25 protein-coding genes and 2 pseudogenes are annotated in these 26,736 nt (G+C 46.0%); 13 read left to right on the top strand and 14 right to left on the bottom strand.

Features of this window, described 5'->3' with window-relative positions; translation table 11 throughout:
- Window positions 1–373 precede the first annotated feature (373 nt).
- The gene (locus tag NLZ44_RS14495; protein ID WP_493750228.1) at window positions 374–1,684 is read left to right on the top strand and encodes a homoserine dehydrogenase; all 1,311 of its coding nucleotides are present in this window, start codon (window positions 374–376) and stop codon (window positions 1,682–1,684) included.
- A 25-nt stretch (window positions 1,685–1,709) separates the two neighbouring features.
- Here the strand turns inward: NLZ44_RS14495 and NLZ44_RS14490 are convergent, their stop codons facing one another.
- From NLZ44_RS14490 to NLZ44_RS14475, 4 genes are all read right to left on the bottom strand, one after another.
- Window positions 1,710–3,452: a trypsin-like peptidase domain-containing protein gene (locus NLZ44_RS14490; RefSeq protein ID WP_493750227.1), complete on the bottom strand. Its 1,743-nt coding sequence runs from the start codon at window positions 3,450–3,452 to the stop codon at window positions 1,710–1,712.
- A gap of 61 nt (window positions 3,453–3,513) precedes the next feature.
- Window positions 3,514–3,825 carry a DUF3181 family protein gene (locus tag NLZ44_RS14485; RefSeq protein ID WP_493750226.1) on the bottom strand — a complete coding sequence of 104 codons (312 nt, stop codon included), beginning with the start codon at window positions 3,823–3,825 and terminating at the stop codon, window positions 3,514–3,516.
- Window positions 3,826–4,002: 177 nt separating this feature from the next.
- Window positions 4,003–4,257, bottom strand: coding sequence for a 2TM domain-containing protein (locus NLZ44_RS14480; RefSeq protein ID WP_493753002.1), 255 nt, complete (start codon window positions 4,255–4,257; stop codon window positions 4,003–4,005).
- 162 nt (window positions 4,258–4,419) lie between these two features.
- Window positions 4,420–5,298 (bottom strand): YihY/virulence factor BrkB family protein, encoded by an 879-nt coding sequence (locus tag NLZ44_RS14475; RefSeq protein WP_493750225.1) that lies wholly within the window; start codon window positions 5,296–5,298, stop codon window positions 4,420–4,422.
- A gap of 98 nt (window positions 5,299–5,396) precedes the next feature.
- Here NLZ44_RS14475 and NLZ44_RS14470 point away from each other — a divergent pair, with 98 nt between their 5' ends.
- Window positions 5,397–6,545, top strand: a complete 1,149-nt coding sequence (locus NLZ44_RS14470; protein WP_006620678.1) for a HetZ-related protein 2 — start codon at window positions 5,397–5,399, stop codon at window positions 6,543–6,545.
- 2 nt (window positions 6,546–6,547) lie between these two features.
- Here the strand turns inward: NLZ44_RS14470 and NLZ44_RS14465 are convergent, their stop codons facing one another.
- Together NLZ44_RS14465 and NLZ44_RS14460 are read right to left on the bottom strand one after the other, a co-directional pair.
- The gene (locus NLZ44_RS14465; RefSeq protein WP_493750224.1) at window positions 6,548–7,573 is read right to left on the bottom strand and encodes a DUF2891 domain-containing protein; all 1,026 of its coding nucleotides are present in this window, start codon (window positions 7,571–7,573) and stop codon (window positions 6,548–6,550) included.
- A gap of 39 nt (window positions 7,574–7,612) precedes the next feature.
- Window positions 7,613–8,206: a T9SS type A sorting domain-containing protein gene (locus NLZ44_RS14460; RefSeq protein ID WP_493750223.1), complete on the bottom strand. Its 594-nt coding sequence runs from the start codon at window positions 8,204–8,206 to the stop codon at window positions 7,613–7,615.
- 291 nt (window positions 8,207–8,497) lie between these two features.
- Here NLZ44_RS14460 and NLZ44_RS14455 point away from each other — a divergent pair, with 291 nt between their 5' ends.
- The 3 genes from NLZ44_RS14455 (at window position 8,498) to NLZ44_RS14445 (ending at window position 11,355) form a co-directional block, all read left to right on the top strand.
- Complete coding sequence (locus tag NLZ44_RS14455; protein ID WP_493750222.1) at window positions 8,498–9,595, top strand: metal ABC transporter solute-binding protein, Zn/Mn family; 1,098 nt, start codon at window positions 8,498–8,500, stop codon at window positions 9,593–9,595.
- 96 nt (window positions 9,596–9,691) lie between these two features.
- Window positions 9,692–10,465: a metal ABC transporter ATP-binding protein gene (locus NLZ44_RS14450; RefSeq protein ID WP_493753001.1), complete on the top strand. Its 774-nt coding sequence runs from the start codon at window positions 9,692–9,694 to the stop codon at window positions 10,463–10,465.
- 50 nt (window positions 10,466–10,515) lie between these two features.
- Window positions 10,516–11,355 carry a metal ABC transporter permease gene (locus NLZ44_RS14445; RefSeq protein ID WP_111890808.1) on the top strand — a complete coding sequence of 280 codons (840 nt, stop codon included), beginning with the start codon at window positions 10,516–10,518 and terminating at the stop codon, window positions 11,353–11,355.
- A 29-nt stretch (window positions 11,356–11,384) separates the two neighbouring features.
- On the opposite strand, the gene NLZ44_RS14440 is transcribed toward NLZ44_RS14445, so the two are convergent.
- The 4 genes and pseudogenes from NLZ44_RS14440 to NLZ44_RS14425 all read right to left on the bottom strand — a co-directional run bounded on the left by NLZ44_RS14440 (window position 11,385) and on the right by NLZ44_RS14425 (window position 15,780).
- Entirely contained in the window at window positions 11,385–12,809 is a 1,425-nt protein-coding gene (locus tag NLZ44_RS14440; protein WP_493750221.1) for a dihydrolipoyl dehydrogenase family protein, read from the bottom strand.
- Between the two features lie 118 nt (window positions 12,810–12,927).
- Window positions 12,928–13,398, bottom strand: coding sequence for an ABA4-like family protein (locus tag NLZ44_RS14435; protein WP_111890810.1), 471 nt, complete (start codon window positions 13,396–13,398; stop codon window positions 12,928–12,930).
- A 102-nt stretch (window positions 13,399–13,500) separates the two neighbouring features.
- The gene (gene cbiE, locus NLZ44_RS14430) at window positions 13,501–14,793 is read right to left on the bottom strand and encodes a precorrin-6y C5,15-methyltransferase (decarboxylating) subunit CbiE (RefSeq protein ID WP_493750220.1); all 1,293 of its coding nucleotides are present in this window, start codon (window positions 14,791–14,793) and stop codon (window positions 13,501–13,503) included.
- A gap of 203 nt (window positions 14,794–14,996) precedes the next feature.
- Window positions 14,997–15,780: pseudogene (locus NLZ44_RS14425) on the bottom strand (DUF1868 domain-containing protein).
- Window positions 15,781–15,814: 34 nt separating this feature from the next.
- Here NLZ44_RS14425 and holA point away from each other — a divergent pair.
- The 4 genes from holA to NLZ44_RS14405 all read left to right on the top strand — a co-directional run bounded on the left by holA (window position 15,815) and on the right by NLZ44_RS14405 (window position 18,859).
- Window positions 15,815–16,798, top strand: coding sequence for a DNA polymerase III subunit delta (gene holA, locus NLZ44_RS14420; RefSeq protein WP_493750219.1), 984 nt, complete (start codon window positions 15,815–15,817; stop codon window positions 16,796–16,798).
- Between the two features lie 186 nt (window positions 16,799–16,984).
- The gene (locus NLZ44_RS14415; RefSeq protein WP_493750218.1) at window positions 16,985–18,034 is read left to right on the top strand and encodes a hypothetical protein; all 1,050 of its coding nucleotides are present in this window, start codon (window positions 16,985–16,987) and stop codon (window positions 18,032–18,034) included.
- Window positions 18,035–18,059: 25 nt separating this feature from the next.
- On the top strand, window positions 18,060–18,557 hold the full coding sequence (locus NLZ44_RS14410) for a J domain-containing protein (protein WP_199456216.1): 498 nt from the start codon (window positions 18,060–18,062) through the stop codon (window positions 18,555–18,557).
- 29 nt (window positions 18,558–18,586) lie between these two features.
- The gene (locus NLZ44_RS14405; RefSeq protein WP_006670136.1) at window positions 18,587–18,859 is read left to right on the top strand and encodes a DUF3143 domain-containing protein; all 273 of its coding nucleotides are present in this window, start codon (window positions 18,587–18,589) and stop codon (window positions 18,857–18,859) included.
- Window position 18,860: 1 nt separating this feature from the next.
- Here the strand turns inward: NLZ44_RS14405 and uppS are convergent, their stop codons facing one another.
- The 3 genes from uppS to lysA form a co-directional block, all read right to left on the bottom strand.
- The gene (gene uppS, locus NLZ44_RS14400) at window positions 18,861–19,622 is read right to left on the bottom strand and encodes an undecaprenyl pyrophosphate synthase (RefSeq protein WP_493750217.1); all 762 of its coding nucleotides are present in this window, start codon (window positions 19,620–19,622) and stop codon (window positions 18,861–18,863) included.
- On the bottom strand, window positions 19,619–20,536 hold the full coding sequence (cdaA, locus tag NLZ44_RS14395; RefSeq protein ID WP_493750216.1) for a diadenylate cyclase CdaA: 918 nt from the start codon (window positions 20,534–20,536) through the stop codon (window positions 19,619–19,621). Before cdaA ends, uppS begins: the two co-directional genes overlap by 4 nt.
- A 166-nt stretch (window positions 20,537–20,702) precedes the next feature.
- Window positions 20,703–22,094, bottom strand: a complete 1,392-nt coding sequence (gene lysA, locus NLZ44_RS14390) for a diaminopimelate decarboxylase (RefSeq protein WP_006620696.1) — start codon at window positions 22,092–22,094, stop codon at window positions 20,703–20,705.
- Window positions 22,095–22,206: 112 nt separating this feature from the next.
- On the opposite strand from lysA, the gene rimI reads away from it, so the two are divergent.
- The 3 genes from rimI (at window position 22,207) to NLZ44_RS14375 (ending at window position 25,899) form a co-directional block, all read left to right on the top strand.
- Window positions 22,207–22,728: a ribosomal protein S18-alanine N-acetyltransferase gene (gene rimI, locus NLZ44_RS14385; RefSeq protein WP_493750215.1), complete on the top strand. Its 522-nt coding sequence runs from the start codon at window positions 22,207–22,209 to the stop codon at window positions 22,726–22,728.
- Between the two features lie 289 nt (window positions 22,729–23,017).
- Entirely contained in the window at window positions 23,018–25,489 is a 2,472-nt protein-coding gene (locus NLZ44_RS14380) for an ATP-dependent Clp protease ATP-binding subunit (RefSeq protein WP_493750214.1), read from the top strand.
- A 116-nt stretch (window positions 25,490–25,605) separates the two neighbouring features.
- Window positions 25,606–25,899 carry a DUF2103 domain-containing protein gene (locus tag NLZ44_RS14375; protein WP_006618429.1) on the top strand — a complete coding sequence of 98 codons (294 nt, stop codon included), beginning with the start codon at window positions 25,606–25,608 and terminating at the stop codon, window positions 25,897–25,899.
- A 107-nt stretch (window positions 25,900–26,006) separates the two neighbouring features.
- Here the strand turns inward: NLZ44_RS14375 and NLZ44_RS14370 are convergent, their stop codons facing one another.
- Complete coding sequence (locus tag NLZ44_RS14370) at window positions 26,007–26,282, bottom strand: MoaD/ThiS family protein (protein WP_006618430.1); 276 nt, start codon at window positions 26,280–26,282, stop codon at window positions 26,007–26,009.
- Between the two features lie 21 nt (window positions 26,283–26,303).
- On the opposite strand from NLZ44_RS14370, the pseudogene NLZ44_RS14365 reads away from it, so the two are divergent.
- Window positions 26,304–26,503, top strand: a pseudogene (locus NLZ44_RS14365) (hypothetical protein).
- Window positions 26,504–26,736 lie beyond the last annotated feature (233 nt).

The raw sequence follows: 26,736 nt of genomic DNA, 5'->3' as shown, positions 1-26,736 counted from the left end.
ACCCGGATTTGTTGGGTGTCGCTTCGCTTTACCCAACCTACGACTAGAAACCCGGTTTCTTTACCCCCCACAATACCTGAATTTGTTGGGTGTCGCTTCGCTTTACCCAACCTACGACTAGGTTTCTTGACCCCCCCAGGCAGAAACTGGGTTTCTTTACCCCCAGGTATTTCCCATTAGGTAGCCAATATGTGAAAGGTTGTTGATGTGGATTATTATAGTTTAAAATGGTGGCGATCGCCCTCGCCATTTCGGACTGCGGCGTAGCCGGCGCGTGGCTTTGGGACTCCCATCTAAAGAACCCGGCGGAAAGGCTCCGGTGTTATTTTGTGTCAAAATGGTTGATAGAAGTGTTGATGGATAGGTTGAAATCGTGGCTTTCAAAATTGGTTTATTGGGATTGGGAACCGTTGGTCAGGGAACTGCTGCAATTTTATTAGATCGTGAGGGTCGCCATCCCCTGCTCAAAGAAATCGAACTGGTGAGGGTAGGGGTGCGATCGCTTTCCAAGTCCCGGACGATCGCATTACCAGAAAACCTATTAACCACAGATTTAGAAGCGATCGTCACCAATCCAGACATAGATATTGTGGTAGAGTTGATTGGGGGACTAGAACCAGCGCGATCGCTAATCCTCAAGGCGATCGACCATGGGAAACATATTGTCACCGCCAATAAAGCAGTAATTTCCCGTTATGGGGCGGAAATCTTCTCAGCCGCCACGGAAAAAGGCGTTTATGTTCTCCTAGAAGCGGCTGTAGGTGGGGGGATACCAGTTATTCAACCCATGAAGAAATGCCTGGGGGCTAACCGGATTGATACGGTCATGGGTATTGTTAACGGTACAACTAACTATATCCTAACTCGGATGCAGGCAGAGGCGGCGAACTTTGAGGAAGTTCTGCAACAGGCGCAAGAATTGGGTTATGCGGAAGCAGACCCCACCGCTGATGTGGATGGTTTGGATGCAGCAGATAAAATCGCGATTTTGGCATCCCTAGCTTTTGGGGGAAGGATTAAACTTGAGCAAGTCTATTGTGAGGGAATTCGGGGAATTAGTGCCACGGATATTGACTATGCCGATCGCCTAGGTTTTACCATTAAACTATTAGCGATCGCCTCCCGTAGCCTTGAATCTGAGACCGATAATATATCCGTGCGGGTGCATCCTACCCTAGTGCCGAAACTCCACCCCCTAGCCAGTATTAACGGCGTTAATAATGCCATTTTCATCGAAGGGGAACCTATCGGACAAGTGATGTTTTTCGGTCCGGGAGCGGGAGCGGGACCTACCGCCAGCGCCGTAGTTTCGGACATTCTCAATATTGCCGGAATTATCACCACCACTAACACCCCCCATGGTGTAGCCAAGTCCGCCCATCCCCTGATGACTTGTACCCACCAGCATTACTGTGAACTCGCCCCCATGGAAGAATTAATCACCCGATTCTACGCCCGATTTATTACCCGCGACCTACCAGGAGTGATTGGAAAATTGGGAACCTGTTTTGGCAACCATGAAGTCAGCATAGAATCAATTGTGCAAATTGACACCCACGGGAAACAAGCTGAGATTGTGGTGGTAACCCATGATGTGCGAGAGGGGAATTTCCGTGCCGCCCTAGAGGAGTTAAAACAAATGGATATAGTCGATCGCTTTCCTAGTTTGTTGAGGGTTTTATAACAACAAGTCCCCCCAAGGTGGGGGATTAGGGACGCTTCCAGACTTTCACTTCTCCATCCCAGTCCCCACTGAGAATCATGGTTTGATCAGAGCTTATAGCAATAGCGGTCACATAACCGGTATGACCTCCTAGGTTGGCTTCTATGGTGCCGCTGGTGAGATTCCAGACTTTCACGGTTTTATCCCAACTCCCACTGACCAGAGTTTGGTTATTAGAAGCGATCGCCACTGACCAAACCCCGTCTCTATGTCCGCTGAGACGGCGGATCGGTTGTCCGTTGTCTAGTTTCCAGATGGTAATAGTCCCATCAGCACTACCAGAGGCGAGGATTTCTCCATTGGGACTGATCGCTAAAGATAAAACTGAGAGTTCGTGACCTTCTAGGGTCCGCTTTAGCGCTCCTGTTTCTAAGTTCCACAGCCGGATAGTACGATCGCGGCTACCTGTGGCTAAGGTTTTACCATCGGGACTAATGGCGATCGCTCCCACCAGTTGGGAATGTCCCTCTAGGGTCTGTTGTAGGGAACCAGTTGGCAGATCCCATAATTTAACGCTACCGTCCCAGCTTCCACTGGCTAGGGTTTTGCCGTCGGAACTAATGGCGATCGCTAATATGGCGCTATTATGTCCGGTTATGGTTTGTACAGGAGAAAAGCTACCTGTTTGTAAACCCGCCGCCAGATCCCAAATTCTAATTATCCCATCTTCTCCGGCGGTGATTAGTTGCTGACCATTAGGAGTGACTAACACCCTGGTAGCTTCCCTATTATGGGCGGAAAAGGACTGTCTTAATCCCCCCGTGGCTAAATTCCAGATGTCAACTGTGCCATTGCTATTGCCGCTAATTCCTAGGGAGTCTGTAGTGGCGATCGCCATTATTTGTCCTGATGTTTGTTTAAACCGGGATGCTATGGCAAATCCTCCCTCAGCGGCTCCTGGCGCGCCATTCGCACCCCCTGTAACCGGCAAATTGGGGGGACTCACTACTGTGGGTATATCCTCTCTAGCGACCGGCTGAGGCGGTGTGGGGATAGATGGCAATGTTGCTGTTTTCCGCCACTGCCAAAATCGATTAATTTCAATAGCTGCGGCTGCAATGGTATCCGGGTTTAGCCCAAATTGAACAATACCATTAATGCCAATCAGATTACCGCGAGAGTCTAAAACCGGACCGCCACTCATACCACTGCGGACTAGATTGGTATATACTAGGCTGTAACCCTGTTGGCGATTTTGGCGGTGGGTAACTTGTCCTTGGCTACTGAAAAAAAGCCTTTGTCCTAAACTACTACCGGATCTCGGCCATCCTGCTACATGGACGGTATCTCCTACATTGACGCTATCAGGGTTCGCCATGGTTGCTATCTGATAGCGTTGGGAACTACTGAAGGGGGCGATCGCTAAGTCTAGTCCGGGTATCCGTTGAATTAGGCTATAGTAGACTGAGTGGCGACGACCGTCTGCGGTGATGATTTCATAGTCCCCAATTTGGTTGACTACGTGCCAGTTAGTCAGCACATAGTAGGTGTGATCCTGTTTTTCGACAATCACCCCAGAACCACCTTTCGGACCCTCAATGCGGACGGTGATTTCGGCGGCGATCGCATTAACTTCTGTGGCTGTTAGTTCATCAGTATTAGCACTAATTAGGGTAATTCCCTCTGTGGCGATCGCTACCCCTAACCAGGGAACAACTACCCCTAGAATACCTAAACTTGAGGCAGTCAGACCAATTAATAATAATTGCCAATTTCTAGTCTTAGTCATCTGACAAACCTATATATAGCAGACCAGGCGCGTCCGACCAACTGACGCACCTAGTCGCAATTTACATATCTTTTTTGAACTCTTCCAACACCTTCATTAAATCGGTAATTACCTGGCTGGGAATTAGATCCGCTAGGGAAAGGGTTGTTTTACCACCCCCCAACTTCACGGGGGTATCTTTCAGAATGTTAATGACTATTTCTTCGTCTAAGTCGGCGGCATCTTCTAATATGGGATAGAGTTTTTCCGCAACCGAGGTGTGTAAATTGGCATCACCCAGGTATAAATTCCATTTGGTAATATCCATATAAACGTTTTCGCCAATTTCGGCGGCGAGTTTTTCGATCGCTTGGGTATTGCCAGAATTAGACATTTAGAAAACTCCGGTGATTTGCAAAAAAAGCTGATTTGCTTAGGTGTTGGGTTTCACCCAACCTACTCTGTTGGGTTTCACCCAACCTACTCCCAACCTACTCCTGTTGGGTTTCACCCAACCTACTCCCTCTGTTGGGTTTCACCCAACCTACAATTAATTATTAATTATTAATTGTTAATTGTTAATGCGGGCGGAAGTATAGTCGGCAATGGCAAAAATATAGACCATGTGCGCTAATAATATTAATGCCCAAATGCCTGTTACCCAAACCGCCCAAGACCATGAGGCTTGGGATAGGTTGTTAAAAAACCACAGTCCTGAGTTGCAGGCGGCGAAAATAGCTACATGGACGGCGAAATTCATGCGATCGTCTAAACGACGGTAGTCGGGATCTTGGCGATCGGGTTCACGGGGCCAACGGGGAGGCATGGAGTTTACATCCTTAGCATTTGCATTTACCCATTGTAGAGGAAAATGGCTGTTTTGACATTTAATCATGGTACGCTCCCCCCCTCTGACTCTGGGAGAATGCTGGGGAGAGGGGAAAACGCGGTTTTGTGGTTTTCGGGGACTGCTAGGGACAGTAATTTGTTAATGATAACGGCTAACGGCTTTAGAACTAGGGCGAATTTGGGAACCATATCGCCTTGACCATATTTTAGTGAGTTCTGCCCCTAATAGAAAGATTTGACAGGAATAGAAGATCCACAGCAGAAGGACGACGAAGGAACTGGCGGCACCGTAAGCGGAAGCAATAGTAGCGCGTCCTAAATAGAAACTAATCAAGGTGCGACCGATAATAAATAAAATAGCGGTAATACCTGAACCAACGGCTACGTCTGACCAGGCAATTTTTACATCTGGTAAAATCCGATAAATTTGACCAAATAACATGGTAATTAAAATAAAAGAAACGCCGTTATCCATGAGCGATCGCAAGAATCTGGGGATTGATATAACCTCATCTAACCAATCACTCATACCCGCCAAAAATGAGCTAATCCCCAGGGAAATTAGCAGCAATAACCCGACAATTAAAACCATGACAATCGCTAGAATTCGGCTGCGGATAAATTCCCATATTCCTTGCCCAGGTCTAACTTCAACGTGCCAAATTATATTGAGGGATTCTTTTAATTGAGCAAATATTGTGGTAGCCGCAAATAGGAGAGTCACTACACCAATGATGGTGGTGATTATGCTAGAACTAGGCTGAAATTGAGATTGGATAGCATTAGCAATAACTGAGGCTCCTTGTTCACCCATCAAAGTTTCTAGTTGGTCAATAACTTCTTTTTGGGCTACGGCTTCCCCGACAATTAAACCAGCTACAGCAATGACAATCATTAACAAAGGTGCCAGGGAAAATACCATATAATAGGCTAAGGCGGCGGCGAGAATGGGAACTTTGTCTTTTTGCCATTCGGCGATGGTTTCTTTGAACAGACTTTTTGCAGTAGCTAGATTCACGGCTAATATCCTATTAGATGAATAAACACAAACTAGAATCTGATGGTATTAATTATCTGTCAATGGTAGCATAGGTATTTGGTTGGCTTTGGTGAAAGTTGTTGAGATACTGTCAAACTTTGGAAAAGCATTGGCTTTCCCGCTTACAGAATGATTATCCTCAAGCTAGTCCTGATACTTGGTCTAGTGTCGTGGTTTGGCTGTTGGGAGAAAATCCCGATCGCTGGGATAGTTTAGAACCCGATCGCCGTCCTGCCTTGGAAGCTGGGTTAAATTTTCGTTATCGGATTCTGAAAGAACGTTATTGGGGGGTTTCCTCAGATCAAGCCTATCGGAATTTGATGCAACGTTTGGGGGGTTTGGTGATCCTGCGTCAGAAAATTCAAACTTGGGTCGCTACCAGTCGCGATCGCCAACGTCAGGTGGTGGATGTCCTACAAGAGATCATCCAAAATATGTTGGATCGCGATCGCTATCTTAAACAGCAAATTCAGTGGATCGCTGAATGTACAGACGATCCGCGACTGCGTAATAGTTTGTTATTGACCACAGTTGAGGAATATTGTCTGCGTCCCATTCGCAATCAACCCCTACTGGTTTATCGGTTTGTTAACTATCTTTATCGGTCTCACCGGGGGGGACTGACTCAGGTTCCGACAGGAGAGTGGGTTAAACAAGTCTCTGAGGAAATTGTGTTGGGAGATCACGATGAACCGATCAGCCTATTGGATGATTCGGCGATCGCTCAATATCAGGAGTCTCAGTATTTGGAGGAACAAAAAGCCCAGCGGGTATTCATCCAAAAAGAGTTTCAAACCTATCTCCGGGAAAATGTCGATCCGATCGCCGCTCAATGGCTAGAATTATACCTGCGGGGCTACACTCAAGAGGCGATCGCCGAAAAGTTGCAGCTACCCATCAAACAGGTATATCGAATGCGGGAAAAGGTCGGTTATCATGCGATCCGCAACTTTGCTGTCAAAATCGCCCCAGAATTGGTTATGGACTGGCTGGGAATTTCCCTGGCTAACCATCGCCTCGGTCTGACTCCCTCTCAGTGGGAAAAGTTTTATCAGGATTTGACCCCTACTCAACGTCGGCTTATTGATCTCCTCAAAGCTAATAATTCTATTGATGCGATCGCCAAAACCCTCAAAACCAAAGTTTCCCGGATATACAGTGAATGGTCAAAAATTTACCTCGCCGCCCAGGTTATTCGCAATAGCGACAACCCCCCCACAGCCTAAATTTATCTTAACCCCCTTTGGGTTAATAAATAAACCGCAAAACTCCCCAACCAATGACTTCCGGCGTAATCACACAGAGAAACCGGTTTTAACCCTACTCGACGATGTACCGCCGCCACGGCTTGTAAACTGTTAATGCGTCGATCATCGGGGGGAAGTCCCGCGATAATTCCCTCTAACATCCAAGCGCGACTTAGGTTGAGACCATCAAAATGGGATTGTTGATAGTCGGTGGGGTTGCTGGGAATTACTGGAGATAACCAGTCTATTTCCGGGGTTTCTGGGATGTTTGGGAGAAATTCCCCCAGCCAATTGGCGAAGTTTTCAGCATCTAAAAAACGCCTCATTAAATCGGCTTCCGCTAGGGTCGGAGACAGGAAATCACAGCCGAGAGGTTCAATGTGTAAGGGATAGTTGCGATCGCCATGATAAAACATCTTAGCTCGTTCTTTCAGTAAACCAGCCAGATCCTGATTATCGGTAGTTTTAGACCAATCCCAAATTAAACCCATAGCAAAGGCGGTTTGAATATGGGTCCCACTGCGGTTAGGAAAGGCTAAATCTAACAGCCATTGTCGCAGGTTATTAACTGCTACTTCTTCTAAGGGTTGCAGTATTTCCCCCCACTGTTTTCCCTGGCTATCATTCCATCCTCGCAATTCGGCGGTTAATTGTAATAACCACGCCAAACCATAGGGACACTCAAACTCTGGTCTATCTTTCAGATAGTCCGCTTCTTGAGCGATCGCTTTTGGGGTCAAGTTGTCGCTGACTTTTTCCCTGGCTTCTTCGCTAAATTCCACTCCCGGAAAACAACGCATCACCCGCACCAACAGCCAATGATTATGAACTGCAGAATGCCAGTCCAAACAACCATAAAAGGCTGGGTTGAGTTGACGATGAGGAACTAAATCCGTTTCCTCTGATAAACCATAGAAATGCACATGGGGATATTCCCTATTTATACACCCTAAAGCACATCTCACAAAAGGAGCGATCGCTGTGGGATTAACCTGGTCAGTTTTCACGAATCTTTATCAAGTCTTAGCAGTGAACATTCCGGGGATTTAACCAGTCGGTATATATTCCCGACACTTGATAGGTAAATTGGGATGACCTCTGGCTAAGGCGAATAAGCGATCGCTCCTAAATATACATCTTCTAAAATTCCCCAAGTTGGTCATATTTTGGGCATTGAATAACTGCCAAATTCTCCCTTTTATCCTCATCCCTAAACTCGCCAAAATAGCCGTTTTGGGGGATTGGCGACTTGGTTTTAGCGGTCTATCGCCGGGTCGCCGCCTTGAAGGGTTAATAATAATTGTTTCCGTCGCTGCCAGGTCGCGTTCCTGTTGTAGAGTTAATTGATAGGTAGTATTTCCATCGGCTGCCGCTATTTCTAGCACATAAACACCAGCCGGTAAATTAAAGGCGATCGCCGACCCTTCATTAGGCTGCACCAATTGGCGACTTACCAGGCGACCCCTAGCCGTTTTTAGTCGCAATTCCACCCCAGCACTAAAGCCCTCCACAGAACAATTTAACCGTCCCTTCACCGGATGATTAAAGGTATAGATGTCTATGGCATCTTTCCCCATAAACCCCACATAAACGGCATGATCAGCTAAATTTCCCAGTGCAAAAGTGATGGCAGCAGCCATAATTATAGCCCCAAGTTTTCGGTTAAACTTCTTATGGCATTATACCACAGTTTACACATTATATAGCATTCCACACCAAATTAATTATTTCTGTTGATCTACCGCAGCTTAATCGTCCCCCAGACCCCAGCCTGAGATTTTTAATCATTTTTCAAGTCTTGTCGCCGTCACTTGGTGCTAAAATTGTCTACAATGATAATCATTCTCACCCAGGGCAGCCAACTCACCCATATCAGAAGCGATTATTCCCGTGGAGTGAAAAGCATGATCACCAGTTAGCAGGAGGTTTTGATGATTTCCAGATCTCGATTATTCGGACGTTTAACAGTATTGGTGGCTTCAACAGTCGCCCTAGGTTTAGGAGGTTGTGGTCCGACAGATACCACTGGCGAGACAGAAACACCAGAGACTCAAGCTACAACTGTAGCCACAGAAGCACAGTTGCGGGTGGTGACCACATTCATACCCATGACACAGTTTACCAGGGCTGTGGTAGGCGATCGCGCCACAGTAGTGCAACTAATGCCGACCAATGTGGGACCCCATGATTTTCAGGCTAGACCAGGAGATATACAGGCGATCGTCAACGCTGATGTCTTGGTGAAAAACGGCTTGGAAATGGAGTCTTTCCTAGATAGTTTGATTGAGAATGCCCGCAATGATAACCTAGTAATTATTGACTCTAGTCAAGGCATCCCTACCCTTGCTAATGAAGATCATGATCACGGTCACGGACATGATCACGGTCACGGACATGATCACGGTCACGGACATGATCATCACCATCATGGAGAATTTAACCCCCATATTTGGCTAGATCCTAAACGCGCAATTCAGCAAGTCGAAAATATTCGAGATGGGTTAATAGCCGCTGACCCAGAAGGGGCAGAAAAATACACAGCTAATGCAGGCGCATTTATCGAAAAACTGCAAGAACTTGATGCTGAGATTGCCCAAAAACTAGCACCTTTTTCCGGACAAAGTTTTGTAGTCTTCCATGATTTTGCCCCCTACTTTGCCGAAAGGTACAACCTCAGATCTGAATCTTTTGTGGGTATCCCCGAACAAAATCCATCCCCCCAAGATGTGCAAAGAGTTATGAATACAGTTTCCGAATCTGGACTCAAAACTATTCTCACGGAACCCCAAGCAGATCAGGATATGTTTTCTACGATCGCCCAAGATATGGGAATTGGTGTCGGCGTGTTTAACCCTATGGGAACCGGAAACCAAGAATCCCTTGAGCCTGAATATTACCTGCGTGTAATGCGGGAAAATGTTCAAAATTTATTAGAGGCTTTTGGCGGCGGACAAACACAGTCATGGCTACCTTTATCAACCCCTAAATCTGTGGCGGTTATCCCTCAACCTGTCGGCTTACGCTTCTAGGTTAAACCCTCCGAGATTGCCGGGATATTTACCCCGGCAATTCATCCTTAAATTGTGCCAACTTAAAGGAGATTAACATTGAAAAATCCCGTGTTAATGGTAGATAGACTAACTGTTTATCATGATACCTATTTGGCTGTTGATCAGGTTTCTTTTAGCTTAGAAGAAGGAACCAATATGGCAATTATTGGACCTAATGGGGCTGGTAAAAGTACATTAATTCAATCTATTTTAGGTATTTTCCCCCGCCAAAATGGTGATGTATTTATCCTAGGACAGCCTTTGAGTCGCTCAGGATCTTTGCCTAATTATGTCCGCCAGGAAATTGCCTATTTACCTCAAAATTTTATGTTCGATCGCCGCCTTCCTATTACCGTTCAGGAATTAGTCGGTTTGGGATGGGATAAATTAGGTTTACAACTGCCTTGGGTGGGTTCCAGAAGCCGTTATCAGGCTATTAGACAAGCCTTAATTAAGGTGGATGCTTGGAACCTACGCCATCACTTGATTGGTGGTCTTTCCGGTGGTGAAATGAAGCGAGTTTTATTAGCTTATTGTGTGGTGCGTCCCCGCCGCTTATTGATACTTGATGAGGCTTTGGCTGGTTTAGATGTTCAGGGAGAGTGGGATTTTTATCAATTATTATATCAACTCAAAAAAGAAGAAGGTTGGGCAATTTTGCAGATTTCCCACGACCTAGATCAGGTGAAAAAACACTGCGATCGCGTACTGTGTTTAAATCGCATTGTCTTGTCAGAAGGAACCCCGGAAACTATCCTTTCTCCCGAAAATATATCGATCGCTTATGGTTCTCAATTACGATTAATCCATACCAATAATCATCATATAAACAATCAAATCACGGGTTAATTATTGCCCGTTAACATGGAAATCTGATCCAATTATCAGGAGATTAACCCTTGAATATTAACGCCGAATTAATGCGAATGATTGAACTTTTTCAACTGCCTTTTATGCAGCGAGCCCTCATGGGTGGCATTCTCACTGGGTTGATGGGGGGAATGTTAGGCAGTTTCACTATTTTAAGACAGCTTTCTTTTTTTAGTGATGCCCTCGGACATTCGGCATTATTAGGCATTAGTATTAGCCTGTTATTAAGGCTTGATCCGTCTTGGGTGATTTTACCTTTTGCCGTATTGTTTGCCCTCGGTGTTACCTATTTTATGGAACGTACCCAACTCTGGACTGATGCTTTATTAAATATAATTTACTCTTCATCTCTGGCTATTGGTATTATTATCCTGAGTTTTAGAGACGATTACCGAGGGGGAATTAATAATATTTTATTTGGCGATATTTTGGGGATTCGCGAATCGGATTTAATCTTGTCTGGTTTGTTACTATTAATCTGCATTGCGTTTATTACCCTCACTTTGCGATCGCAGATGTTACTAACCTTAAATGAACCTTTAGCCATTGCGCGCGGCGTGGCTATTACACCCCATCGCACTGTCTTTATAGTCTTATTATCCCTACTGGTGGGAATATCCATAAAGGCGATCGGTGTATTGCTAATTAGTGCTTTTGTGGTAATTCCCGCCTGTGCGGCTAGGTTACTAACCCGCAATTTTATCAGTTACATTATCGTATCATCGGCTTTAGGTGGATTTAGTGCGGTTTTAGGTATGATATTATCAGCCTTATTAAATTTGCCCTCCGGTCCCAGTATTGTCACCATGCAGTTAGCCATTTTTCTGCTGGCTATTCTCATTCCCAATCTGAAACTGTTAGTATCCTAATATCTGCCAGAAATCCCAGAGAATGTCTGTTAATGTAGCGATCGCCGCCAGTTAAAAAACCTGTTTAATAAACTTTGCTGCCATTTACTTTCAGCAAATTTCCGCTTTTTCAACAATAAAGCAGCCTTGCTATTTACCTCCGAAAGAGTCGGGTAAACGTGAATACCTGTTAACGCCGAAACCTTCAAATTATTAGCCATTGCCAAAACTACCTCATGGATTAATTCCCCCGCCACTGGTCCGACAAGATGAGCCCCAAGAATCTCCCCATTTCCGCGCACAATAATTTTCCCAAAACCCGCCGTTTCTCCCTCAGCTTGGGCGCGATCTACATCAGAAAACTGTTGTTTAAGAATATAAACATCATCCCCATAAGCAGCCTTCGCCTGTGCTTCTGTCAACCCCACCCGCGCCAATTCTGGGTCAGTAAATGTCGCCCAAGGAATTACCCGATAATTTACCTTACTTACTGGGAAAAATAGGGCATTAGTCAACACCACAACCGCTTCATAACCCGCCACATGGGTAAACTGATAACCCCCAATTACATCCCCACAGGCATAAATTCGGGAATTGGTAGTTTGTAGCTTTTCATTGACCTTAATTCCCCCAGGTTCTACGGCTACTCCCGCCGCCTCTAAATTGAGGGATTCCACATTAGGCGATCGCCCTGAAGCCACCAAAATTTCATCAACAATAACCGTATGATTCCCCGCTTTAATCAGTTTTTTACCCTGTGCAATTTCCACAGTTTCCGCCCGTGATTTCGGCAAAATGCGGATTCCTTCCGCCTGAAATTGCTGTTCAACTACCCTAGCCGCTTCCGGTTCTTCTTTCGGTAAAATATGATCGCGACTGGAAATAATTGTCACCTCCGAACCCAACCGAGAAAAAGCCTGTCCTAACTCACAACCAATAGGACCCGCCCCAATGATAGCCAGAGATTTCGGGCATGTTTCCAAGGAAAATACCTGTTCATTAGTGAGAAAACCAGCCTCTGTTAAACCTGGTATATTGGGAATAGCCGCACGGGAACCGGTAGCAATAACAAACGCCCTAGCTGTTAATTTTTTCCCATTGACTGCAAAAGTTTTGGCATCAATAAATTGACCATCCCCAAAAATTACCTCAACCCCTAATCCTTGAAAACGTTGTGGGGAGTCATGGGGTTCTATATTTTTAATTACTTGTTGAACATGAGCGATCGCTTCCGCAAAATTAATGGTTGGCGAGGTTGTATGTATGCCAAATTTAGCGGCATTTTTGACTTGATAAGCCCGGCGAGAAGCATGAATCAAAGACTTGCTAGGAACACAACCAAACCAGAGACAATCACCCCCTAAGCGATCGCGTTCCACTAGGGCGACCTTAGCCTTTAATTGTGCGGCAGCACTAGCCACAACCAAACCCCCGGAACCCCCACCAATGACGATAATATCATAATCCACAGCCATAATTTTTCCCCTAATTAAATTACATCAATTTGCTACCTCCAGAATATGATAAACTCATTAATCTGAAGGTAGCCTGAAACTTAACTGAGTAATAACTGAAAATTACCCCAACTTCTGATTAACTCACAGATGGATCGGTGGTAGTTTCTGACCCGCCACCCGCGAAAAATTGGCGAGTTACAGCAGCAGTAATAATGTGGGAAAGTAAACCCATTGGACCCGCAAATAAACATAAAATCAGAGAATGAATTGTCCAAACTCCGGTTTTTTGTCCTTCCCAATATATCCAACGTCCCACAAACAGATCTAAGATTAAAAAGTGAACCCACCCGGCGGCTGCGATCGTTTCATCTCCGAAAAACTTAGCGATATCTGCTAATTTGGGGTTGGATAAAGCCGCCGCACTTTCGGGGTTTATGCTACCCGCAAACAGATACATATATGTTAACGCCAACAGGATAAAGGGAATATATGATTCCATCACTTTTCTGGTAACTCCCCAATTGGGAACAAACACCATTAGACCCCAAAAAGGCAGTACAAATATGTTGGCGACATTAAAAATTTGGTCAACTGGTAAATTTAACATGGCTGACTTGTGAACAGTATTAATTAACTATAACAAATTTTGGGCAGTTTGTTAATCATGGGGCTAAACTTCGATGATTTGTCTAAGCTGAATTGGTCGAGTTTAACTAAATAAGCTGTGATTATAAATGGTTAAAATGGTCACAGGATTTACAGAAACAAATCTGGTTAAACTCCCCAGAGAAAATGAACGGGAAAGCTGTACTTGTAACAGATGATAATTCCAGTGTTTTTCCCTGGTAATTTTGTCTTTAACCCACTGTAATGCTAAATTGATATGTTCTAAAGTTCTCAAAACTACTACTATCCTACCTCCCGGAGAAAGTCGAATGCTACAGATTCCTAAAATTTCCGGTAAATTGTTGTCGGGAATGCCCATAAAAATGCGATCGGGCGTTCTCAAATGATGTAATATAGCGGGAAATTCCCCATTAATTGATATCACATTGTTTATCTGAAATCTGCGGCAATTCTGTTCAATTAAACAGGTTCCCGATGCCGTTTTTTCGATGGCGTAAATGGTGGACTGGGGAAATAATCTCGCTATTTCTACTGAGAGACAACCCGGACTGGCTTGCATATCCCAAACTACTTGATTTGGCTGTAACCCTAGTTCCCCTAATGCTAAGATACGCAGTTCCCGTGGCGTGATTAATTCGGTTTCATGGCTATTACCAAAAAATAGGTTATCTGGTATTCCTAAACTGGGGATATTTGCTAAATCAACTTCATCTATAACCTCTGGTAAATCTTGTAATAATATCACCAGGTTTAAGGGTGAAAAATGATAGTTATTTATCCGGTCGAGAGGGTAGGGTTGTACTCGTTCATTTTCGCCCCCCAAATTTTCGGCAACCCAGAATTGATAAACTTTCGGTAACTCTAGGGATAAGATTAATTGAGCGATCGCTTGAGGGGGATAATCTACACTTGTGAAAATCCCTATCTTTTTAACCCCCTCTTTTAAAGCCTGAGTTAAGCTATCCATTGACCGACTATCAACCCTAATGATTCTCGCATCTTCCCAAGGAATTTGCAGACGGTTAAAAGCTAACTGAATTGGACTAATATGGGGATAAAAAATTAACTGATCTGCTGGAAAGTGAGCGGCTAATAATCCCCCCACATCAAAAAATAACGGATCGCCAGATACTAAAAATATCACCTCCGGGTTAGTCTGATAATTCCTCTCCCAATTGGTTAGCCATTGTTTCAGTTCGGACAGTGTTTCGACCATATCGGTTAACAGCAATTTCGGAATAGTCTCATAGCTGCTTAAATAACCCAAATTTCGAGAGTTACCCACTAACAGATTACCCCGTTGAACTACCCGGCGCACAGAGTCCGAAACTCCCGCCAATCCATCTGAACTAATGCCAATAATATGTATCGTCAATTATCTACTTTATGTAAACTGTAAATATTCAGAATTTATCAATTATCAACTGTTTATCGTCAATAATTAGCCGATTTTCACTGCCTTAAATAATGTGCTGATATTATTGCCGTCAATTATGATGGGATGTTTTCAGTGCGCCAGCAGCAAAATTAACTCTAAATTTAGAGCATCAAAAAACTGCATCTGACGCACCAAATAAATTAAAATACAAACCTCGGCCGAGTGAGGTTCTCGGTGATAAGCCATCATGTCTTCAAACTTCCGAAAATCGGCTTTTTTTATCAATATTTCTTGGGGATTGTCGAGCCATTGATGGTTTAACTCAAAAATTTTTTGACTCAAAGTTTCTCGGTCTAAATCATTAGGGATAGAGCCAAAATATCCCAAAGTAACATGAGCCACCAAGTGATATTGCTGCTCAATTCCCAAAGCCATTAAGCTACGATTCTGATAAATAGACCTTCGGAATTGAATCAACAAATTATAAGCCTCCTCATCCCTAGGAACCAAACAAACAACGATCGCCCTAGTCATCACCATCAAACCCAAAACCTGCCATTGAAAAGGCTTGGAGATTTTCTGAGATTCAAAAATGGTAAAAGATTCGGCGATCGCCTCTTGAACTTTACTTTCAAAATCGGGTATTTGCTGAGAAGCATCTCGATATAAATCATCCCAAATCAAATCAGCCAAAGTAAAATGGAGGCTATCTGGGGGAATCTTCACAAAAAAATCAGGGTCTAAAATTCGTGCCAGTTGCTGTTGACAATCGGTCAAATTTTGATAAAAATCGGCATTATCAACATCTTCCCCAGCCGGAGGCGTAATCACACTGTAACCAGGAAAAGGAACCGGCTTCCTCTGACCTTGAGCATCAAGGGTAAATTTAGGGGATTCCTGGATATGTTCCAGTTGTGATAGGTAAGCCGGCCCTAAAGTCATCCTGGCGACCCGATTGACATAGGTTTGATAGTTATCGTCCAAGTCTGTTTTCCTCGTTATTCAAAGACAATTTGTTATGCCAATTTACCTGTACTGGGGGGACGACGACTTCTCCCTGAGCAAAGCAGTGGACACCTTGCGGGAATCTGTCGTTGATCCCAATTGGTCTAGTTTCAATTTTGACAAAATTCTGCCCGATACACCAGATTCAGTCATTTCTGGACTAAATCAAGCTATGACTCCACCATTCGGGTTGGGACATCGTTTAGTATGGCTAGTTAACACACCCCTGACTCAGCATTGTTCTCCAGAAATTCTACAGGAGTTAGAGCGAACCTTACCGGCTATTCCCGAAACCACCACCCTATTATTTAGCAGTCCCAATAAACCTGATGGCCGCCTCAAATCCACGAAACTCCTACAAAAATATGCCAAAGTTCAGGAATTTTCGGCAATACCCCCCTGGAAAACTGACCAATTGGAACAGCGAGTCCGAGAAGTAGCCCAACAACTGGGGGTTAAACTCAAAGCAGAATCAGTGGCTTTTGTAGCCGAAGCGGTGGGAAATGATACCCGCCAACTTTATGGCGAAATGGAAAAACTTAAACTATATGCTGAGACGACAGACGGTTCCCTAGACATCAAAACTATTACTCCCCTAATTCACAGCAATACCCAGAATAGTCTAAAACTGGCGATCGCCATTAGAGAAGGCAAAACTAGCCAAGCCCTAGGGTTAGTTGCCGATTTAATCGCCCACAACGAACCCGCCCTCAAAATCCTAGCTACCCTAGTAGGACAATTCCGCACCTGGCTATGGGTCAAATTGATGATCGAAACCGGAACCAGAGATGATAAAGAAATCGCCCGCCTCGCGGAAGTGGGGAACCCCAAGCGGATATACTTTCTGAAAAAAGAAGTGCAGCCCCTTTCGTTACAGCAACTTCAACAAACCTTACCCAAACTGCTGGAATTAGAAATTAGCCTTAAACGTGGCGCAGATGAACAGTCAACACTACAAACACAGATCATCGAACTTTGTCGCTTATTTCACCGCTGATGTATGATAGATTATCATTTGAGTGGCACAGTTCGCCGTTTCAGTCTGGGTCTGGTATCTTTACGCCCCTGTAATATCGGGTGTAAGGGCAGCTTAAAAGCCCTGGAGCCTGGCTCCCCCGTTTCTGATCTGTGTCACGTCCGAGGTATCACTGAAAATTCCCCAAGGTTCTCGTGAGGGTTAGCCATGCCAAACCAAAGCCAAGTGGAACTAGCCAAGCAGGGCGATCCCCAGGCGATTGCCAATGTGATTAACAATTCCCTAAAAGCTAAAAACATTAATGCCGATGTCTGTCGGGAAGATAACTCCCTACACATCATGCTGGAAGGGGATGCGGTTCCTAACAATAAACAATCATTGGTGACATTTGTTCGCAATGGGATGACTAAGTTAGATGTCCCCTCTATCTATACTGTGAAAATCTATGGACGACAATTGGGGGATGATCCCGCTTGGGAACAAGAGATCGTTTTGAAGGAGCCACCACCGAAGGCGATCGACCCGGAAGATGATATGATTCCCCCAGATGTGGTTGATATTGAGGACGATTTCAGCGAACAAGATACCCTCCTCGATCAGGATGATCATATTGATGATTATGTTGTCGATGATGATGACATTGACCCCGACTACGATGACCAAGATATTGATGATGATGACCAGGGTGGCTACATTCCAGAAGAAGATGATGATCCTGATGATGATGATGAGGACAAAACCCAAGAAGTACAACCTTCTCAGCCGAAAAGCAATAAAGTCCTGTTACTGATTCCGATCATATTATTGGTGGCGATCGCTGCTTTAGCTGGATTGCATTTTGCTGGTATCTTCCCTCTACCTTTCCTCCCTGGTGGTAGTTCAGAAATCACCACCGAACCCGCCGAGCCCGAACCCGACACCGCCGAGCCCGCCGAACCCACGGACGCAGAAACTCCCCAAACGGCAGAACCCACGGACGCAGAAACTCCCCAAACGGCAGAACCCGCCGCCCCCCCCACGGTCCCGACGGACCCTTGGCGTGACGGCATTAATGCGGCAATGAATGCGGCGACCCTAGCCCAGACCGCCCAATCTCAAGCTGAATGGAATGCGGTAGCCAGTGAGTGGCAAAAAGCCAGTGAACTCATGAGCCAGGTTCCACAGGACAGCGAAAACTATCAGGCTGCTCAAGAGAGGGTTGGTCAGTATGCCAATAATCAGCGTATAGCGGAACAACGTGCGACCACTGCGCCCTAGGGAAGATATGATATGAGGTATAGCCGTGACTAATAAACAAGCCAGATCACAGAGATATCATCGCAGCCGCCCCAAACCATGGCCGGGCAGTATCAAACCCACCTATTATACGCTGTTGGGCTTGCATCCCTCGGCATCGTCCATGGAAATTCGGCGGGCTTACCGAGAGCTGAGTAAACGTTATCATCCAGATACAACAGATTTATCAGAAGATTGTGCTAAGGCTAAATTCCAAGAGTTGAATGAGGCGTATAGCATTCTGAGTAATCCCGATCGCCGTCAAATCTATGATCAAACTATTAGTACAACCCGGGTGATCACTCCCCCCACTGAGATTAATTATCGGCACCATTCGAGACCATCAAAATCGAGGCATTCCAGCGCGACGGAAGCGATCGCCGCCGAAAATCGGCCTTTATCTCCCGGAGAACTATTTGCTCTGTTAATGATGGCAGTCAGTTTGATAAGCTGTTTAGGATTAGCAATAGCGATCGCCATGTTTCGTTCAGATATAACCCTTTAAGCGAGAAAAATTTTCAACAGCAATCAATTATGACCTTACCCAGTCCCAATACCCCCCTATATAATCATCCCCTACCAGAAATCGAAGACTGGTTACGTTCCCTTGGTGGGGAACAGGACTCCCAGGAACTCCATTCTTGGCAAGTAGAAAAGCCCACCTGGAAAGCCGAGCTATGGTTAGATATTGACCAAATAACAGTCCGTTACATTGGCGCAGGTACAGACGGCCAAGACATTCAACGGTCTTTTAAATACTCCCTGAGTCGTCAAGATATCGAACAAGCGGTTTTTTCCGGTCCCTAACTTATTCACGAGTACCCACCTTACCAAATCGACGCTCTCGCTGCTGATAAGAACACAGGGCCAGGTGAAACTCATGGCTGTTAAAATCCGGCCAGAGAGTTTCAGTCACATAAATCTCAGCATAAGCGATTTGCCACAGCAAAAAATTACTAATCCGTAATTCCCCACTGGTACGAATCAATAAATCCGGGTCAGAAGTTCCGGCTGTATACAAATACTTTTCAAATAAAGCCCCATCAATGGCTTCCGGTTCGAGAGTACCCTGTTTAACCTGATTGGCGATCGCCTGACAAGCCCTAACAATCTCCTCCCGTCCCCCGTAATTAGTAGCCACAGTAAACAAAATCCCCTCATTATTGCGGGTAGTCTCCATTGACTTCTCAATGCACTCTCTCAGAGAACCAGGAAGCCCCTGTAAATTCCCCGCAAACCTAATCCTAACCTCCTCCTCCATCATCTCCTCAAGTTCCCGCATGAGAACCCGCTCAAACAAAGCCATCAAAAAATCTACTTCTTCTAGGGGTCGCCCCCAATTTTCCGTGGAAAAGGCATAAACCGTTAAAGCATTAATTCCCCAATCCCGACAGTAACGGAGTAAATTCTTGAGAGCATCAATCCCTCGCCGATGTCCCATAGTGCGTGGTAGTCCCCGACGTTTCGCCCAGCGACCATTACCATCCATGATCACCGCGACATGGTTTGGGAGGCGATTTCGGTCAAGGTCAGCAGGTAACTCATGTATAACCCTTGGCTTTCGACTCATTTTTTCTCCCGAGAAGCTGACGAACGAAAACGGAACACCCGGGAAATGAATGACAACCTCTTTAGTCCTATCCGCCGTTTAAGGGTATCTATGGAAATAGGAGGCTTAGTTCTATCATCCCCCGCCACAAAAGACCGAGCTTCTAATAACTCCTTGAGTTTACTACTGGTTAGGGGTCGATTCAGTACACCTTTATCAGCCAGAGAAATTGACCCGGTTTCTTCAGAAACCACAATACATACACACTTAGCAACCTTTTCTGTAATGCCCATAGCTGCTCGATGGCGGGTTCCCAACTGTCGCGAGGCTATCCTTTCAGACAGGGGCAAAATCACCCCGGCAGCAGCCACCCTAGAGGCTCTAATCAGCACCGCACTATCATGGAGTAGAGTTTTAGGCTGAAAAATCGTCTGTAGCAGTTCCCTGGAAACTTCGGCATTTAAACGCACACCCGGAACGGAAAAATCACGCTCATCAATGGGACTGCCTATTTCAATTATAATCAAAGCCCCAGTACGGTTTTGAGAAAGTTCTTTGACCGCCTCGACAATTTGATCAATGACTCCATCGGGTTCAGGGATACCTTTTCGGCTGGCAGCAAACAGTTGCAGCACCTCCCCTCGCCCTAATTTTTCCAGAAATTGTCTAAACTCTGACTGCAAAATCACAGCCATAGCCACTGCGGAACCAGTTACCAAACTATTTAGGGCAATATAAAGCAGTCTCAGATTAGCCCAATTACTGATCGCCGTTGCCAGCATTAACACAATGAAACCTCGAACCATCCACAAGGTTCGACGCTCTCCAATAATCACAAGGACGATATAGGCGACGGCAAAAACCAGTCCAATATCGATGCTGTTAACCAACCAGGACTCAAGCCAGGCAGGGTCTTGACTTTGACCCGAACTCATTGAACGCGATATGAGGTTAAAACTATTGACATCTTCCGGAACTCCCAACTTATCGATAATGAATTAATTATCTATATTGCTGGGGACTCGATTCCTCATCCTTAAATGGGGAGAGGCATGATGCGGGGCGATGTCTAACCCCGCGTTAGTTACTTAAATTAAGGCATCAAGGGCGATCGCCAAGCCTTTCGGGTAAACGATCCTGACGAATCAGATCCGAATAGGTCTCCCGTTGAATAATTATCGAACTTAGGGAATCATTCACCAGAACCGCGGCCGGACGAGGCAGACGATTATAGTTAGAAGCCATACTATAATTGTAGGCTCCTGTTGCCATTACCACCAAGATATCACCAGTTTGACAATCTCCGGGGAGATGGGCTTGTTGAATGAGGATGTCCCCAGATTCACAATGTTTGCCAGCTACTGTTATGGTTTCGGTTAATGGTGCGGACATCCGATTAGCAATTACCACTCTATACACAGATTGATAAGTAATCGGACGGGGATTATCTGACATTCCCCCATCAACGGCTATATAAGTCCGCAGATCTGGAATCTCTTTGCGAGAACCAATCGTGTAAGCAGTGATCGCAGCCGGACCAATAATCGATCGCCCTGGTTCACACAACAGCTTAGGTAAAGGGATTTGGCGCTGTTCACAGGCGGCGACGACCGATGAGGCGATCGCACTTACCCAACTTTCAATACTGGGGGGGTCATCATCTTCTGTATACCGAATCCCTAGACCTCCCCCCACATTAACTTCGGTAATATTTAAACCATACTGACTGCCTTTAGTGACCGCATCCATTAGCACCCCAGCTAAGTCTTGATGGGGTTGCAGTTCAAAAATCTGAGAGCCAATATGAGCGTGAATTCCCTCGCAGCATAGAGATGGGTTACTGCTGACAAATTTAAACACCTCATCGAGTTGATTAGGATCAAATCCGAATTTACTATCAAGATGTCCGGTGCGAATATACTCATGGGTGTGACACTCGATTCCTGGGGTAAATCTGATCATCACCCGCACGGGGGATTGTACAGACATTTCATCTGCCAATTCCACCAGGTTGGTCAGGTCTAGCCAGTTGTCAGCCACTACAGTACAGCCAGTGCTAATGGCTAACTCCAGTTCCGATCGCGATTTATTATTACCATGTAGGTAAATCTTATCGGGACTCACCCCCGCCGTTTTCGCGGTGTATAGTTCCCCACCAGAAACCACATCAGTTCCCAAACCTTCCGAGGCAACTATTGCACAAATCGCTAAACAATTCCATGCCTTAGAAGCATAGAGAATCAGCGATTCTCCCGGATAGTATTTCGCCCAAGCCTCCCGGTATTGACGGCAAGCAGTACGCAGGGTCACTTCATCTAATATATATAGAGGGGAACCAAACTGACTGACCATTTCCGCGACATCACAACCCCCAATTTCTAGGTGGTCTTGGTGGTTGACCTTAGCGGTGAGGGGTAACAGTTGTTGGTTAGGCGATCGCTCGGTTGTGCTTTCTTCCGAGTTGAGTAGGTACTGAAGTCCTGAATTTTCCACAGTTTTAGTATCAATAGTTAGTTTTTTTATCGGCGCGTGTATCTGCGATCGTACCAAATTTCTGTCACCATGGTTAATCTTAATCTATCTATTAGCTTTCAGCCCAGCCTCTGTGACCATCCTACAACTACAACTTCTCACCCCCGACTTATTACCCGCAGTAGTAGAACTCGATCGCCTTTGCTTAGGTGGACTATGGAATGAATCGGGATATCAACGGGAATTAGATAGCCCCAATAGCGATCTGGTCATCTGGACACACCCAACCCAGGGACAACCCTTATCAGGTTTACAGCCAATTTCCGTACAAGTCGCCCAAACGCCACCCCTACCAGTCATAGGCATCGGTTGTCTCTGGGCTATTGTAGACGAAGCCCATATCACTTTACTAGCCATTCATCCCGATTATCGCGGCTTAGGTCTAGGGGCCGATTTACTGCGGGCTTTACTGCAACTCGCCCAACAGCGAGGATTATCCCACGCTACCCTAGAAGTTAAGCCTTCCAATCATATCGCCCTATCTCTATATCAAAAATTCGGCTTCCAAATTGCCGGAAGGCGCAAAAAATACTATGCCGACACCGGAGAAGATGCCCTAATACTTTGGCTTTCTGGTCTGCCAAGTCTTATTTGAGATTGTGCTAAAATCCGGGTCAGAGACAGACAACCACGATACAGAATCACTGATTCCATTTCGGGTACTTTGTCCCTATTCGGCAGATCCCGTAGTCATTGGGGGTTGCTCAATGGCCAAAGACGAGCCGATCGCCAACCTAAATACCTCATCCCGTAGATACAATTAAAAATGAGTCAATCCCATAAGTAAAACTTGTTGAGCAACTTTCGGCATAGTTTTACCCGATCATTGAAAATATCACGCTAAAATTAGCATACGAGCCAGCAGCAGGTGATAAAAATTAGCCATGTTTGAACGCTTCACAGAAAAAGCCATTAAGGTGATCATGTTAGCCCAGGAGGAAGCACGCCGCCTGGGACATAACTTCGTAGGAACAGAACAGATCCTCCTGGGTCTGATTGGCGAAGGGACTGGCGTAGCAGCCAAAGTCCTGAAATCGATGGGGGTCAACCTCAAAGATGCTCGGATCGAGGTCGAAAAAATCATCGGCCGTGGCTCCGGGTTTGTAGCCGTTGAAATTCCGTTCACTCCGCGCGCCAAGAGGGTTTTAGAACTTTCCTTGGAAGAGGCTCGTCAACTCGGGCATAATTATATCGGCACAGAACATTTGCTTCTGGGTCTGATCCGAGAAGGAGAAGGAGTAGCCGCTCGCGTCCTGGAAAATTTGGGCGTTGACCTGTCGAAGGTTCGCACCCAGGTAATTAGGATGTTGGGTGAAACGGCGGAAGTCACCGCCGGGGGAAGTAGCGGTCGCACTAAGACCCCAACCCTCGATGAGTTTGGCTCTAATTTGACCCAAATGGCCGCTGAGGGCAAACTTGACCCGGTAGTGGGACGACAAAAGGAAATTGAGCGGGTGATCCAGATTTTGGGTCGGCGTACCAAAAATAATCCGGTCCTAATTGGAGAACCGGGTGTCGGTAAAACAGCGATCGCCGAAGGTCTCGCCCAGCGCATTGCTCAAAATGATATTCCCGACATTCTGGAAGATAAACGAGTTGTTACCCTCGATATCGGTCTATTGGTGGCGGGTACTAAGTATCGGGGTGAGTTTGAGGAACGACTCAAAAAGATTATGGATGAAATCCGCTCTTGCGGTAATGTCATCCTGGTAATTGATGAGGTTCACACCCTCATTGGTGCAGGTGCTGCGGAAGGAGCTATCGATGCGGCTAATATCCTCAAGCCAGCTTTGGCGCGGGGTGAGTTGCAGTGTATCGGTGCTACTACCCTCGATGAGTACCGCAAGCATATTGAACGGGATGCGGCCCTAGAACGTCGGTTCCAACCCGTGATGGTCGGTGAGCCTTCGGTACCGGAAACCATTGAGATTCTCTATGGACTGCGGGAACGCTATGAGCAGCACCACAAACTTAAAATTATCGATGAGGCTCTCGAAGCAGCAGCGAAATTGTCCGATCGCTATATTAGCGATCGCTATCTCCCCGATAAGGCGATCGATTTGATTGATGAAGCCGGATCGCGGGTGCGCCTGATTAACTCCCAACTTCCCCCAGCCGCTAAGGAACTCGACAAGGAATTGCGACAAGTCCTCAAGGAAAAAGACGACGCGGTGCGCTCCCAAGACTTTGACCGAGCCGGAGAATTGCGCGATCGCGAAATGGAAATTAAATCCCAAATTCGGGCGATCGCTCAAAACAAAAAATCCGAAACTCGCACCGACGACGATGATTCCCCCATGGTAACAGAAGAGGATATCGCCCAAATCGTGGCCAGTTGGACCGGGATTCCCGTTAACAAACTCACCGAGTCCGAGTCCGAGAAACTCCTGCACATGGAAGACACCCTCCACCAGCGTCTTATCGGTCAGGAAGAAGCTGTCAAAGCCGTTTCTCGCGCCATCCGTCGTGCGCGTGTCGGACTCAAGAACCCCAACCGACCCATCGCTAGTTTCATCTTCTCTGGACCCACAGGCGTAGGTAAAACCGAGTTGACTAAATCCCTCGCCGCCTACTTCTTCGGCTCAGAAGAAGCTATGATCCGCCTGGATATGTCGGAATTTATGGAGCGGCACACCGTTTCTAAACTCATCGGTTCCCCTCCCGGCTATGTGGGTTACAACGAAGGTGGACAACTCACCGAAGCCGTGCGCCGTCGTCCTTATACCGTGGTGCTGTTCGACGAAATCGAAAAAGCTCACCCCGATGTCTTCAATATGTTATTGCAGATTTTGGAAGATGGGCGCTTGACCGATGCTAAAGGTCGCACCGTAGACTTTAAAAACACCCTGATCATCATGACGAGCAACATTGGCTCTAAGGTGATCGAAAAAGGTGGCGGCGGTCTTGGGTTCGAGTTTGAAGAAAATCAAGCTGATGCTCAATATAACCGCATCCGCAACCTGGTTAATGAAGAACTTAAACAATACTTCCGTCCTGAGTTCCTTAACCGTCTTGATGAAATTATCGTCTTCCGTCAACTCAATAAAGATGAGGTCAAGGAAATTGCGGTAATTATGCTTAACGAGGTGTTCGGTCGCCTCACTGAAAAAGGCATTCGCCTGGAAGTTACCGATCGCTTTAAAGAAAGACTGGTAGAAGAAGGTTATAATCCCAGCTACGGTGCGCGTCCCCTGCGTCGCGCCATTATGCGTTTGCTGGAAGATAGCCTCGCCGAGGAAATCCTCTCTGGTCGCGTCAAAGAAGGCGATACGGCGATCGTTGATGTCAATGAGGACGGTCAAGTTCAAGTCTTACAAGGCGAAAAACGGGAACTGCTCCCCCAAGCCGCTGACTAATTGCTAGGCGTAGGTTTTTAAGCCTATTGTTATTGCATCGATAATATATGTAGGGATAATTCGTGAATTGTCCCTACTTTTTTTTAGAATGATGTAGTAGCGTTTTCACAAAAATCATGAATAATAAAAACTCGGGGCGCTTGGTTTGGAATCACTCTACCCACCTTCAGGGCTTGATCCCTGTCTTAGATAGATTAACCAAGTATCAGGGAATTCACACGATTACCCCGGGAGTAATTACTAGGGCTAAGGCTCATTGTCCGCACATGAAGTTAAGAGTATCTGTTCCTATTCGCGGCGGCTTTAAGGTCTTGGCTAGGGCGGGAAAAACCGTTCAGGAAGTCTTTTTTGTGACTAGCCTCTCCCAAAGCGAATTAGAAGGAGCGATCGCTAATGCTCTGAGAAAATGACTTAATATCCTAGACTTTCCGGGTAACCGGGTTCCTATCCGAAAAGGAGTCACGGAACCCGTTACACCCGGTCAAAGTATCAGAAACCTGGTTTCTCAGTCCTCTCTCTAGCCTCCAGCCACAGCCGGAACAATACTCACTTCATCACCATCAGCTAAGGCGGTATTCGTACCATCTAAGAAGCGAATATCCTCACTGTTGACGTAGAAATTCAAAAAGCGCCTCGGTTTTCCTTCATCATCACAGAGACTTTTCTTGATACCCGGACAACTAGCTTCCAGGGAATCAATTAGTTCCATAATGTTCGTCCCCTCGCACTCAAGGGTAGCTTGGTTGTTAGTGAACTTTTGCAGGGGAGTGGGAATTAAAACTTTAACAGCCATTGTTGATTAATTGGATAGAAAATTGCCGTCAAAAGGAGAAGGCTTGCACCTTCCCCCAAGATTTCACGTAAAACTCCTGGGAGAGTTGGAAGCTCCGTGATTTATCGCGGAGAGGAAAACCGACTCAAGCGGCTTTAGCCGCCAGCACCCCCTTGCGGGGTGGAGGGGTATGGTTGCCCCTCCATGGAGCTATGGTTGGCTCCGACTCCCTTGCGGGGTAATGTTTGCTTCGCCAATGTTCAGAGTCGGTACTATCCAAATCGCACGTCCTTAACCCCTTAGAGATGTTTAACGATTCGGTTCTAGGGCCTGGAACTAGCACGCATTCCAGGGTAGGAACTTTAACTCTTGCTCTGAACGTAGCCAGTTAAGGCTTAGGCTGGTCAGCTACCTGAAAGGGGGGCACGAAGCCCCTGTGCTTCAGCCGGGGGTGCTGACATCTTACCCGATTTTG

The organism is Arthrospira sp. PCC 9901, assembly GCF_059013425.1.
This window is presented reverse-complemented; position numbering and strand designations above follow the sequence as displayed.